The sequence below is a fragment of the Coprobacter fastidiosus genome (genome assembly GCF_030296935.1).
Lineage (GTDB): Bacteria > Bacteroidota > Bacteroidia > Bacteroidales > Coprobacteraceae > Coprobacter > Coprobacter fastidiosus.
In genome coordinates this window covers 1,016,971-1,029,369 of sequence record NZ_AP028032.1, presented here as the reverse complement: position 1 = coordinate 1,029,369, position 12,399 = coordinate 1,016,971, and the positions used below count along the sequence as shown (strand labels likewise).

The following is a 12,399-nucleotide window of genomic DNA, read 5'->3' as shown; positions in this document are numbered from 1 at the left end:
TAAGAAATTAAATGCAGCTGAATCTTAAAAATCCGATTGTTTTTTTTGATTTGGAAACAACCGGAGTTAATATTGCCACCGATAGAATTGTCGAAATAAGTTATTTAAAAGTATATCCTAACGGGAAAGAAGAGTGTAAAACATTGCGGATTAATCCGGGAATACCTATTCCTCCAGAATCGACAGCCGTTCATGGAATAAGTGATGCTGATGTTGCAAATTGTCAGACATTTAAAGAAGTTGCAAAAACGATTGCTCGTGAAATTGAGGGGTGCGATTTGGCTGGTTATAATTCGAACCGTTTCGATATACCTCTTTTGGTCGAAGAGCTATTGCGTGCAGGGGTCGATATTGATCTTTCAAAGCGAAAGATGATCGATGTACAGACTATTTTTCATAAAATGGAACAACGTACGTTGTCGGCGGCCTATAAGTTCTATTGTGATAAAGATTTAAATGATGCTCATACGGCAGAGGCTGATACACGGGCTACTTATGAAGTTTTGAAGTCACAACTTGATCGTTATGAGAATTTACCTAATGATGTAGCTGCACTTGCAGAATTTTCGACTCATAATAAAAATGTCGATTTTGCCGGTCGTATAGTGTATAACGATAAAGGTGAGGAGGTCTTTAATTTTGGAAAATATAAAGGACGTTCTGTTGCCGAAGTTTTTAAAACGGATATCGGATATTATGGCTGGATGATGCAGGGTGATTTTACTTTGAATACTAAAAATGTGATTACTAGCATCAAATTGAGAGCCTTTAATAAATAAGATTGTTAAGCCCGGTATTTTTTTTCTACCAATAATTGGCGAGAAGAGAATATTGGGGCTTTTTATATAAGATTTTTTCTGATAAAGATTGCTTTGGAGATGAGAGGGAAAAAAATTATATTGGGTATAACCGGAAGTATTGCAGCATATAAAGCCGCATATTTGGTGCGTGCATTTATAAAGAAAGGAGCGGAAGTTCAGGTCGTGATAACACCGGCGGGAAAGGAGTTCATTACTCCGGTTACGCTGTCGGCATTAACGGGTAAACCGGTAGTAAGTGAATTTTTTACGGCAAATGACGGTACTTGGCATAGCCATGTCGATTTGGGGCTATGGGCTGATGCAATGGTTATTGCACCGGCAACGGCAAGCACGATCGGAAAGATGGCAAATGGAATTGCCGACAATATGCTGATAACGACTTATCTTTCTGCGAAAGCTCCTGTATTTATCGCTCCAGCTATGGATCTTGATATGTTTGCTCATCCGTCCACTCAGCATAATCTTGATTTACTACGTTCGTATGGCAATCATATAATAGAACCCGGAATTGGAGAATTAGCAAGTCATCTTGAAGGGAAAGGTCGGATGGAAGAACCGGATAAGATTGTTGCAATTATTGAAAACTTTTTTTCTATTCGGCAAGAGTTGGCAGGAAAAAAAATTATAATAACTGCCGGTCCGACATATGAAAAGATCGATCCTGTACGTTTTATAGGTAACTACTCTTCCGGAAAGATGGGTTTTGCTTTAGCCGAGGAGTGTGCAGCAAGGGGGGCAGAAGTTACTTTGATAGCAGGTCCAGTCTCTTTAAAAGCATATCATTCTTCGATCTGTAGGATTGATGTTGAATCTGCTCGGGAAATGTATGATGTCGCATTAAGAGAATATCCCGGTGCTGATGCTGCGATAATGTGTGCGGCCGTTGCCGATTATGCTCCAGATCATTGTAGTGATATAAAGATAAAACGTTCGGGAGATGATATAGTCTTACGTTTGCAGCCAAATCCTGACATTGCGGCTGCTTTAGGAAAGATAAAGCGTCAGAATCAAGTGTTGGCGGGTTTTGCTTTGGAGACTGATAATGAAGAAGAGCATGCACGGTTGAAGATGAAGCGGAAGAATTTAGATTTTATTGTTTTGAATTCATTGAAGGATGCCGGAGCAGGATTTCGGTGCGATACGAATAAAGTTACGATATTAACAAGAGACGGGGAAAAAATTCCGTTTGAAGTTAAGCCTAAAAAAGAAGTGGCATCCGATATAATATCGGTTTTATCCGGATATATGAAATAACAGGAGAATAAAGAATGAAACGAGTATCTTTTTTTATCATGTGTTTTTTACTTTTGTCGTCTTTTTTGTCGGCACAAGAATTGAATTGTCGGGTACAAGTCAACAGCGATAAAATACAAGGTACCAATAAGCAGGTTTTTACTACGTTAGAACAAGCTATTTCGGAATATATTAATAATCGGAAATGGAGTAATGCTCAAATTTCTAATAACGAGCGTATCGAATGTACTTTTTTGCTTACAGTAAATGAAGTGGAAGATAATCGGTATAAATGCGATTTGCAAGTGCAATCGAGACGTCCGGTTTATAATGCTTCCTATTCTACGGCAATGCTTAATTTTAGGGATACGGAATTTGAATTTAATTATCAAGAGTATGAACCTTTGGTATATAATGAAAATACATTAGAGAGCAATCTTACTGCAGTGATAGATTTTTATGTGTATATGATTCTGGGATTGGATTTTGACAGTTTCTCTCCCGAAGGAGGAACGGTGTTTTTCCAAAAGGCGGAAAAAATTGTAGCGATGGGACAATCTTCTATGGAAATCGGATGGAAAGCTTTTGAGAGTAATCGTAATCGTCATGCTTTGATGTCGGCTTTTATTGAACCTCGAACTGCATTATTCCGCCAATTGTGGTACACATATCATCGGAAAGGCCTGGACGAGATGACTGTCAGTGCGGATAAGGGGCGAGCTAAAATAACAGAGGCTATCAATCAATTGAAAGAGGTTCGTTCCGAATCTTCTACTTCGGTGGTATTGCCTATATTCAGCGACAGCAAGTTGGATGAAGTAATTAATATATATTCTAAAGCCCCACAGCAAGAAAAAGAAGATATTTATAAAATTTTGATTGGTATATATCCTACCGAAAACAGTCGTTTGAAAGCAATTCGCGAGGAAAGTCGCTAATAGAATAACTATGATTCGAAAATTGTCTATTCGCAATTATGCACTCATTGATGCATTAGATATTGATTTTTATTCCGGTTTTTCAGTTGTTACGGGAGAAACAGGGGCTGGTAAATCAATTATTTTAGGAGCTCTTTCTCTTCTATTGGGGCAAAGGGCAGATAGTAAAGCTGTAAAATCTGGGGCGACAAAGGCGGTTATCGAAGGCTTCTTCGATATTTCTGCCTATTCATTACGATCGTTTTTTGAATATAATGATTTGGAATATGATCCAGAAAATTGTATTTTAAGACGTGAGATGCAGGCGTCAGGAAAGTCGAGGGCATTTATTAATGATACTCCGGTGTCTTTGGCTCAGCTTAAAGAATTGGGGGATCAATTGGTCGATATCCATTCTCAGCATCAAAACTTGCTTTTAGGAGATGGTCGTTTTCAGATGAAGGTTATTGATGTGTTAGCTCATAATGACCAAATTTTGAGCGATTATCATAAGGAATATAAAAAATATAAGTTACTTATTAAAGACCTTGAACGGTTAAAGATTGAGAATGAGAATAACCGTCAGGAAGAGGATTATATTCGTTTTCAGTTAGAACAGCTTCAGGAAATTGCTTTGGTTGACGGGGAGCAAGAAACTCTTGAGCAGGAACAGGAGATGCTTACACATGCCGAAGAAATTAAAAGCGAATTATATACTTTGTCCGGATATTTTGAATCGGAGAATATCGGAGGGCTTTCTTTAATGAAGAATATTCTTTCTGGTGTGCGCTCCTTACACCGGATTTATCCGTCTGTTGAGTCTCTTCAAAATCGTTTAGAGACACTCTATATAGAATTTAAGGATATTGCTGAAGATATAGAAACCCGATTAGAGTCTGTTTCTATTGATCCGGAAAGATTAGCAGAGGTGGAGGAGAGATTAGATGCCATTTATCGGTTACAGCAAAAGCATCGTGTTCAGACTGTTTCAGAGTTATTGGAAATTCAACGAAAGCTGGCGGCTAAACTTGAAATGATCGATAGTTCTGATGAGGCGATAAATTTGTTGGAGCAAAAGATTGCCGGACAAAAGGATGTGCTATGCCGTATGGCAGGCGAATTATCGCAAAAGCGTGCTGATGCAGCCTTGTGCTTTTCTAAAATGCTGGTTTCAGCGGCGACTCCTCTCGGAATGCCAAATCTTCGTTTTGAGGTTTTTTTTAGGACTAAAGAAGATTTAGACGAAAATGGGGCAGAGCAAGTGCAATTTTTGTTTTCTGCAAATAAAAATCAATCTTTACAGCCTGTTGCCGAAGTTGCTTCAGGAGGTGAGATTTCGCGATTGATGCTGTGTATAAAGTCGTTGATTGCAGGAGCTGTAGCATTGCCTACTATTATATTCGATGAGGTGGATACCGGCGTATCGGGAGAAATTGCCGATAAAATGGGGGTTATTATGAAAAATATGGCATGTTATATGCAAGTAATCAGTATAACACATTTGCCTCAGGTTGCGTCTAAAGGTTCATTTCATTATCGGGTATATAAATCGGATACCGATTTGGATACGGTAACCCGAATCGATTGTTTATCGGAAGAGGAGCGAATTGAGGAAATTGCCCGTATGTTGAGTGGAGTCGAATTGACTGATGCTGCTTTATCTAACGCACGTGAATTGTTACGTAAATAAAAAAGAATTAAAGAATGGAAAGAAATGAAATGATCTTTGGTATTCGAGCGGTAATTGAAGCTGTTGAGGCCGGAAAGGATATAGATAAAATATTAATAAAAAAAGATTTGCAGAGTGATTTGGCTCAAGAGCTTTTTGCTGCTGTCAGAGGACGTAATATCGTGGTACAAAAAGTGCCGATTGAGAAAATTAACCGGATGAGCCGCAAAAATCATCAAGGTGTTCTTGCGTTTATTTCTGCCGTAACTTATCAGCATCTCGATGACATTGTTCCTGGATTGTATGAAGAGGGAAAAAATCCCTTTATTATCTTGCTCGATGGTATAACGGATGTCCGAAATTTCGGTGCTATTGCCCGAACTTGTGAATGTGCCGGAGTGAATGCGATTGTGATACCGGAGAGAGGAAGTGTCTCAGTCAATGCCGATGCAGTGAAAACTTCGGCCGGAGCATTGCTCCATTTGCCGGTTTGTCGTGAATCATCCGTTTTTGAAGCAGTACGATTTTTAAAAAATAGTGGATTTAGAACCATAGCGGCTTCTGAAAAGGCTGTAGTCAATTATACAGATATTGATTATACAGTACCGGTAGCTATTGTAATGGGAGCAGAAGATACAGGAGTTTCTAAAGAGGTGTTGCGTTTGTGTGACGATATGGTTGCTCTTCCTCAGATGGGAGTTATAGGGTCGTTAAATGTTTCAGTGGCAGCAGGAGTTATGATGTATGAAGTCGTACGTCAACGAATGGGGAATTGTAAATAGATATTTATTAAAGAATAAGCACAGCGCGACGCTCATTTTGGGCGTCGCGCTGTGCTTATTCTTTACTTAGGTAAAGATCCTGTCTTTTTTATATAATAAAATATATGGTGAAAGAGAGGGCTGAGAGTTTTTACTCTCGGCAAGACTATACATTCCCGACCGAATGTTTAGGAGCCTTGCAATCGTAACGGATAGTGTCGGCGTTTTTTGTGTGTTTTAGGTATTTAGAAGGATAACAAGATTGGTAAGAAGGTAACTCTTGACCTTCTACTTATATTCCATCTTTGCAAAGGTAGGCTTTTTCTTTAAACTTCTTTCTTGAAAGAGAGAAAAGTTTTGTCCAAACGGTTGATTTATATATAATATATGTTAAATTCATAATAAAACGACAGATAAGTGTAAAATATACAATCAATTTGTGCTTTCCATTAGTAATAATAGAGACTATTCGAGCCCGTATAATTTCAATTTGTTATATAAAGTTTTTCTGTCTATTTGAAGTAGCCGTGCAGCTTTGGATTTATTATTTCCTGTTTTTTCTAATGCTTCTTTTATTAAGATCTTTTCTGTTGTTTCATTTCGTAATGGTATTGCTGTTTTGGTTTCCGAATGTTCGTATATTTCTGGTGGAAGTTCAGATAAAGAAATATAGTCTGTCGATGCAAGTAGAGCTGCCCGTTTTATAACGTTTTTCATCTGGCGTAGATTTCCCGGCCAACTGTATTGTAAAAAGATAGCAGAACATTCGGAAGTAAACCCTATTACATGTTTCCCCAATTCTTGATTTGCCTGATCTAAGAATAGATCAGCAAATAAAAGAATATCATCTTGGCGTTCTTTCAATGTCGGGATACGCAAAGTAAATTCGTTGATCCTGTGATATAGATCTTCTCTGAAATTACCTTTATTAATAGCCTCTTCTAAATTTTCGTTCGTTGCTGTAACCAAACGTATATCGACTGTTATTTCTTGATTACTACCTATCGGTTTTATTTTTCTTTCTTGTAACGCCCGTAGGAGTTGTACTTGCACTTCATAACTAAGATTTCCGATTTCATCCAAAAACAGAGTACCACCTTGTGCGGCTACAAAAGCTCCTGTTTTATCAGTTAAAGCTCCGGTAAAAGATCCTTTGACATGTCCGAAAAATTCAGATGCAGCCAATTCTCGAGGTATAGCTCCACAATCGATCGCAATGAACGGTTTATCCTTGCGCTTACTTAGTTGGTGTATTTCTTGTGCAATATGTTCTTTCCCTGTGCCGCTTGCTCCGTTTACAAGAACAGACATGTCAGTCGGAGCTACCAGACGAATATATTCGTATAATTGACGAGCCTGCTCGCTTTTCCCTTCCATGAATCGTGGAGGGGCAGGAGCTTTAGCTGAAGATTCATTTTGATGGTTATTGACCGAAGATAATTCTGTTTTTTGCTGTAATAACTCGTTTATTTTGATTAGTAATGCTTCTGGATTAAAAGGTTTGGCAATATAATCTGATGCTCCTGATTTCATTGCCAGCACCGCCGATTGTATATCTGCATAACTCGTCATTATGATAAAAGGGGGGACGGGAAAATTTTGCTTTTTTAGCCAAGCTAGCAGCATTATTCCTTCTTGATCCGGTAATCGGAGGTCAGATAGTATTAGATCGAACTCTCCTTTGGATAATTGTTTCTGAGCATCAGCCACATTTCCGGTATGAGTTACATCGAAACCTTTGCGAGAAAGCCATGTTTTCAGCATTAGAGCAAATGTTATGTCATCCTCGATAATTAATATTTTCCTTTTATTCATGAAATCTATTAGTAAGTCTGTTACAAAAATAAAGGATTTTAGGAAATTTGTTTTGTTCGATCATACTTTTTTCACCTATATTATATATTGATAATCTGTCAGAATTTTCTGATAAAGTAATCTGGTCGGTTCTTTTTTTGCATTTTCTTCCGACCTGTTGTTTTAAATATAACTTCGAACAAATCTCCAGAATATGTCGAATAATGATTACCTTTATCCCATTAAAAGAAGATTGAGAAGAATGATAAGTTTTTTACAGGTAGAAGGATTGACTAAATCTTTTGGAGATTTGGTATTGTTCGAGAATCTCACTTTCGGGATTTTTGAAGGGGATCGTATCGGTTTGATTGCGAAAAACGGAACGGGAAAGACTACGTTATTGAATATCATTACGGGAAAAGAAGATTATGACTCCGGTAATGTTGTCTATCGTAGGGATTTGCGTATCGGTTATCTACCTCAAGATCCTCATTTTCCCGAAGGTATAACAGTTCTCGAAGCCTGTTTTCATAGCGATAGTGAGGTTGTGGGTGTTATATCGGCATACGAAGAAGCTTTGATATCGGGAGATTCCGGTCGTATAGAGGAATTGGTAGAACAGATGGACCACCTGAAAGCGTGGGACTATGAATACAGGGCAAAACAAATTCTTTCGCAACTGAAAATTAATAATTTTGATCAGAAGATAGAACATTTGTCGGGAGGACAGTTAAAAAGGGTGGCTTTGGCAAATGTTCTTATTTCAGAGCCTCAGCTGTTAATTTTGGATGAACCGACCAATCATCTCGATTTGGAAATGACAGAATGGCTCGAAGAATATTTGAAGCGTAATAACATTACTCTGCTGATGGTTACTCACGACCGTTATTTTTTGGATCGAGTTTGTAGTTCGATTATGGAGATTGACAAACGGTCTTTATACTCATATAATGGTAATTATAGTTATTATTTGGAGAAAAGGCAAGAACGTATCGATGCGCAGAATGCAGAGGTTGCCCGTGCGAATAATCTGTTGCGAACCGAACTTGACTGGATGCGTCGTCAGCCTCAAGCTCGGGGTTCCAAAGCTAAATATCGTATAGATGCTTTTTATGAACTTGAAAAGAAAGCCAAACAGGAGCATGATACTGGAAATGTCAAACTCGATGTAAAGTCATCTTATATCGGATCGAAAATATTTGAAGCAAAGCATCTTTCAAAACGATTTGGAGATGTGAAAATCTTGGAAGATTTCAATTATATTTTTGCCCGTTATGAAAAAATGGGTATTATCGGAAATAACGGAGCGGGAAAGTCTTCGTTTATTAAAATGCTGATGGGACAATTGCAACCTGATAGTGGAGAAATAGAAATTGGGGAGACTGTACGTTTCGGTTATTACAGTCAAGACGGGTTGCAGTTTGACGAGCAGATGAAAGTAATAGATGCCGTACGCAATATAGCAGAAGAAATATCATTGGGAGATGGGCGACGTTTATCTGCATCTCAGTTTTTACAACATTTTCTTTTTACACCCGAAACACAATACAACTATATCTATAAATTGAGTGGGGGAGAGAAAAGGAGACTTTATCTCTGCACGGTGTTGATCAACAATCCTAATTTTTTAGTTTTGGACGAGCCGACAAATGATCTTGATATTGTTACCTTGAACATTCTTGAGGAATATCTCAGATCGTTTAAAGGATGTGTTATTGTAGTTTCCCATGATCGTTATTTTATGGATAAGGTTGTCGATCATCTGATGGTTTTTAAGGGTAATGGAGAACTAAAGGATTTTCCGGGAAATTATAGTGATTATAGAGAATGGAAGAATTTGATGGAGGAACAAAAAAAACTGGAAGTTTCCGAGAAAAATAAAAAAACGAAGAATGAAGCGAAGCAAATACGTGAAGTAACGACGACATCGAAGCGTCGTCTATCTTTTAAGGAAAAAAGGGAATTTGAGGAGCTGGAAATATTGATTCCCCGATTGGAAGAGGAAAAATCGAATCTTGAAGTAGAACTTAGTTCAGGGACTCTTTCTAATGATGAATTGTTAGAAAAATCGAAAAGAATTAGTGTACTTATCGATGAGATCGATGAGAAAACAATGCGTTGGCTTGAACTGAGTGAGATAGAAAGTTAAGCAAATATTAAAATGACAGCCGTTATTATTCCTATAATAATAACGGCTGCTTTTATTTACTCCCGATGTTTAAATTTTCTGGAAAAGAAATTTAAGCAGGCTCATGTCAGAGATGGTTTTATTTGTTATTTTCCAACCATTTTAAACGACGTTGGTCGGGTAGATGCTTTACTTTAAAATATTCAAATTTTGCATCGAAACCGTTTCCGTCCGGACTGGCGGCCATTAATCCGACCATGACAGGAGTATTATCTTGTAAATGAGCGTTTCTCATCATCGTATAAGTTTTATCGTCATACGAATAGAATATTTCTACAGCGTCGAGACGTCTGACGGCTTTTATCCACACAAAATCCGGTGTTTTGTCTAATGTAATCACACTCCAATCACTTGTTTTATGTGTTACTACGGTACTTAAATTGAATTTTCCATCGACAAATTCAACTCCGGCTTTGATGTAGTTTTCATGATCGATGCGGAGCATAAGTCCCATTTGATCGAACCTGCTTTTATAATCACCTGTAATTTTTACTTTTACCTCGAATTCTCCGCCATAAGTTGCATAATAAAAGGGCGCATCATCGACTGTGAAACCGTAATGAGATATTCTCCAATAGTCGCATTGCGGTGTGACGAACATGGTGAGGGCATTATCTTTTATTTCCCATTTTTCAGGTTCGTTGAACCATTGCATTTTTTCTAAACTTTGAGCGTATGTGCTTTGGAATATTCCTAAAGCCAAGATACCTAAAAATAATTTTTTCATCTTTCTATTATTAATTTTGTTTTAGGTGTTTTTATCTTATTATGTTCAGTTCTTCTATCAAGTGGGACGCATTTGCATATTTATCGATGATAAATAATATATATCTTATATCTGTACAAATGGTGCGTTGATAAGTTTTTTGATATTGAATGTCTCCAGTTATACCCTCCCAATTCCGGTCGAATCCGATACCGACAAGCTCTCCTTTTGAGTTCATTACAGGACTTCCCGAGTTACCTCCTGTCGTGTGAGTGTTTGCAATAAAATTTACAGGCATAGAACCGTCTGTTCGACTATAATTCCCGAAGTCTTTTTTCTTGTACAATTCTTTTAGACGAGGCGACACCACGAATTCCCAGTTGTCGGGATCTTCCTTTTCCATAACTCCGTCTAAAGTAGTATAATAACGACAAGAAATTCCGTCTGCCGGATTTAACGGAGATACGTTTCCGTAAGTTAACCGGATAGTGAAATTTGCATCCGGATAATTGGGTTTATCCCCGTTCATTTCTAAAATACCTTTGATGTAGGTGCGTTGAGCATTAGCTATTTTTATCTCATCTTGCTTTAGCGCTTTTGAAATATTTTTTGCTTCATCCCGTATTGATCGGGCAAAAGCGATCATGCCGTCCTGTTCTAAAACCTTAACGGATGGATGTTTTTTGAATTTTTCATATTGAGAGGGATTACCATATATCGATTTTTCAAATAATTCATCGACATACCTATCGATATTTCCGTTATATTTTTTGTCTATTGTTTTAAAGAATGTCGGACGCTTTTCCGGAGATATTTTTTCAGCATATAGTTTCAATAATGCTTTTGCGATTTTCTTGTCTACTTCAGGTGCGTAATCTTTATTTCGGAAATTAGAGTACCCTTTATTTATGATCTGCATAGCCGAGTCTGGAAAAATTTTCTTTCCGGATTTTTTCATTTTTTCAATTAAACTTTGATGCGTAGGAACCCGACTGAATTCAATGCCGATAAATAGAGCTTCATTGAGATATTGCATGCGTTTTTTTAGATTGGCTCTGTTATTGACAATCGTTGCTATATCTTCTGCGGCCTGTTTATATTCCGGTTTGTCGTTTTGTTTGCTCCATTCCAACAACTGTTGTTGCTCTTTCTCCTTAAGAGTTACAAGTTGCTGTTGGTTTATCATTTTGTTCATTCCTTTACTGCTTTTATAACTATTGGTAGAATTGGCATATTTTCCGGAATATTGAATGCGTATTTTCGGATCTTTCAACATTTCTTCCAACATTAATTGTTGACGAAGGTCTCGTACCTCGACTCGAATGCTATTTTCTATGTCTCGTCGTTCGATGACTTCGGCCGGAGTATAGTAATGATTAGTACGTCCCGGAAAGCCCATGAGCATGACAAAATCATTTTCTTGAATACCTTGTGTCGAAAGATTGAAATATTTTTTAGGTCTTAAGGGAATGTTTTTTTCAGAATACGGGGCTGGATTACCCATATTGTCGGCATATACTCTGAATATAGAAAAATCCCCTGTATGACGAGGCCACATCCAATTGTCCGTATCTGCACCAAATTTGCCGATAGAAGAAGGTGGCGCTGCTACCATTCGCACATCCGAATAAACTTTTTGGGTGAACATGTAGTATTGATTTCCGCCATAGAACGGTTTTATCGTAACTTCGATTCCCGGATGTTTTTTTAAAAAATCTTTGCCGATTCTCTTTTCTGCAAGATTATTCAAATATGATGCAGACAAATAATTCAGTTCTTGTTTTGACGTATCTTTTTTTATCTCGTTTTGAACATAAGCCGTTACATCTTCTATTTTGTCGATAAATGTGACGGTCAGTCCGGGATTGGGGAGTTCTTCTTCTCTGTTTTTAGCCCAGAACCCGTTGGTCAACAGATCGTTGTCGACAGAACTATGTTGCTGTATGTAACTATATCCGCAATGATGGTTAGTCAAAATCAACCCGTTGGGGGATATGACTTCCCCGGTACAACCTCTTCCGAAAATCACAACGGCATCTTTCAGAGATGTGGAGTCCGGGTGGTAAATGTCTTCGGCACAGATATCTAATCCGAGACCTTTCATTTGTGATATGTTTTGTTGGTTTAAGAGAGGAAGTACCCACATTCCTTCATCTGCCTTTGTAGAAAAGAAAGAAGAAGAAAAAAGCAATAGAATAAAAAGAAAAATTTTTTTCATAGAGGAGAAAATCTGATTTGTATATTCGAGGCGAAGATAAAAATAAAATCATCCCGTTCCAAATAGCGGCGCAGGATGATTTTTTGTATGAA

8 protein-coding genes and 2 pseudogenes are annotated in these 12,399 nt (G+C 37.8%); 7 read left to right on the top strand and 3 right to left on the bottom strand.

Features of this window, described 5'->3' with window-relative positions; all coding sequences use genetic code 11:
* Positions 1–11: 11 nt before the first annotated feature.
* The 5 genes from QUE35_RS04190 (at position 12) to rlmB (ending at position 5,422) form a co-directional block, all read left to right on the top strand.
* Positions 12–779, top strand: coding sequence for a 3'-5' exonuclease (locus QUE35_RS04190; protein WP_022600895.1), 768 nt, complete (start codon positions 12–14; stop codon positions 777–779).
* A 99-nt stretch (positions 780–878) separates the two neighbouring features.
* A complete protein-coding gene (coaBC, locus tag QUE35_RS04185) occupies positions 879–2,075 on the top strand; it encodes a bifunctional phosphopantothenoylcysteine decarboxylase/phosphopantothenate--cysteine ligase CoaBC (protein WP_022600896.1) in 1,197 nt (398 codons plus the stop codon).
* Between the two features lie 14 nt (positions 2,076–2,089).
* Positions 2,090–2,992, top strand: a complete 903-nt coding sequence (porD, locus tag QUE35_RS04180; protein WP_009319234.1) for a type IX secretion system protein PorD — start codon at positions 2,090–2,092, stop codon at positions 2,990–2,992.
* 10 nt (positions 2,993–3,002) lie between these two features.
* Entirely contained in the window at positions 3,003–4,661 is a 1,659-nt protein-coding gene (gene recN, locus QUE35_RS04175; RefSeq protein WP_009319235.1) for a DNA repair protein RecN, read from the top strand.
* Between the two features lie 14 nt (positions 4,662–4,675).
* On the top strand, positions 4,676–5,422 hold the full coding sequence (gene rlmB, locus QUE35_RS04170) for a 23S rRNA (guanosine(2251)-2'-O)-methyltransferase RlmB (protein WP_022390658.1): 747 nt from the start codon (positions 4,676–4,678) through the stop codon (positions 5,420–5,422).
* Between the two features lie 444 nt (positions 5,423–5,866).
* On the opposite strand, the gene QUE35_RS04165 is transcribed toward rlmB, so the two are convergent.
* Entirely contained in the window at positions 5,867–7,216 is a 1,350-nt protein-coding gene (locus QUE35_RS04165; RefSeq protein ID WP_022600897.1) for a sigma-54-dependent transcriptional regulator, read from the bottom strand.
* Between the two features lie 241 nt (positions 7,217–7,457).
* Between QUE35_RS04165 and QUE35_RS04160 the strand changes: the two are divergent.
* Positions 7,458–9,030 (top strand): annotated as a pseudogene (locus QUE35_RS04160) (ABC-F family ATP-binding cassette domain-containing protein); the annotation flags it as partial.
* A gap of 95 nt (positions 9,031–9,125) precedes the next feature.
* Positions 9,126–9,344: pseudogene (locus QUE35_RS13735) on the top strand (ABC transporter C-terminal domain-containing protein); the annotation flags it as partial.
* A gap of 118 nt (positions 9,345–9,462) precedes the next feature.
* Here QUE35_RS13735 and QUE35_RS04155 read toward each other — a convergent pair.
* Together QUE35_RS04155 and QUE35_RS04150 are read right to left on the bottom strand one after the other, a co-directional pair.
* Positions 9,463–10,110 carry a DUF1349 domain-containing protein gene (locus tag QUE35_RS04155; protein WP_022389673.1) on the bottom strand — a complete coding sequence of 216 codons (648 nt, stop codon included), beginning with the start codon at positions 10,108–10,110 and terminating at the stop codon, positions 9,463–9,465.
* Positions 10,111–10,141: 31 nt separating this feature from the next.
* Complete coding sequence (locus QUE35_RS04150) at positions 10,142–12,307, bottom strand: S46 family peptidase (RefSeq protein WP_022600900.1); 2,166 nt, start codon at positions 12,305–12,307, stop codon at positions 10,142–10,144.
* Positions 12,308–12,399: the final 92 nt, after the last annotated feature.